The 960-nt window shown below is 74.5% G+C and carries 1 protein-coding gene; it reads right to left on the bottom strand.

The annotated features are described in order from the left end of the window. On the bottom strand, positions 1-960 hold a 960-nt coding region (locus ACL02T_RS34875; RefSeq protein WP_412835090.1), incomplete at both ends, for an acetyl-CoA hydrolase/transferase family protein.

Genomic DNA, 960 nt, shown 5'->3' with positions numbered 1-960 from the left:
GCCGGTGCTGACCGGGCCGCGCAGGGTGCGGACGATCGTGGACGCGCCACCGGCGGTCGAGCGCAGCGCGATGATCGAGCGGGCGCCGGTGCGGGCGGCCGCTCCGGAGAAGTCCGCCTGCCCGCCGATGCCACCCAGGTACCGGCCGCCGATCGCCTCGCCGTTCACCTGACCGGACAGGTCGACCTCGATGGCGGAGTTGATCGCGACGAGCCGGCGCAGCCGGGCGAGCACGGCGGGGTCGTGGGTGTAGCTCGCGGGGCGGAACACCACGGGCAGCTCGCCGAGGCGGGCGTAGAGCTCGGCGGACCCGATGGCCGTGCCGGTGACCAGCAGGCCCTCGTCGATCTCCTTGCGCCGCCCGGTGAGCACGCCCTTCTCCACCAGGCGCAGGACCCCGTCGGTGAGCATGCCGGAGTGGAAGCCCAGGTCACGGTGCCCGGACAAGCCGTCCATGATCGCAGTGGGCAGTGCGCCGACGCCCATCTGCACGGTGTCGCCGTCCTGCACCAGCTCGGCGACGCGGGCGGCGATGGCCTCGTCCACGGCGTCCGGGACGCGGTCCGGCGCCTCGGGCACCGGCCGGTCCGTCTCGATCGTGGCGGCGAAGCGGTCCAGCGGGATGCCCGGCGTGCCGGTGGTCGCGGGCATCCGGTGGTTGATCTCGCCGATCAGCACCCGGCTGTGGCGTACGGCGTCCGCGGCGTAGTCCACGCCGATGCCCAGCGAGCACACTCCGTCCGGGCCGGGCGGGGAGACCTGCACGAGCCCGACGTCGCCGGGCAGGACCCGCTCGGCGAACAACCGCGGGAGGACCGAGTAGTGCGCGGGGACCACCTGCAGGCCGCGCGCCTTGCGCAGCTCCCCCATCGCGCCGTACGAGACGAGCGTGAGCTCCGGCGGCACCTCGCGCAGCCGCCGGTTGAAGCTCAGGCCGCTGAACGCGCGGATCGGGCCGAT

It is taken from the genome of Pseudonocardia oceanicola (assembly GCF_047200735.1).
GTDB lineage: Bacteria > Actinomycetota > Actinomycetes > Mycobacteriales > Pseudonocardiaceae > Pseudonocardia.
The sequence above is the reverse complement of the archived record's forward strand: the minus strand, read 5'-3'. Positions and strand labels throughout refer to the sequence as shown.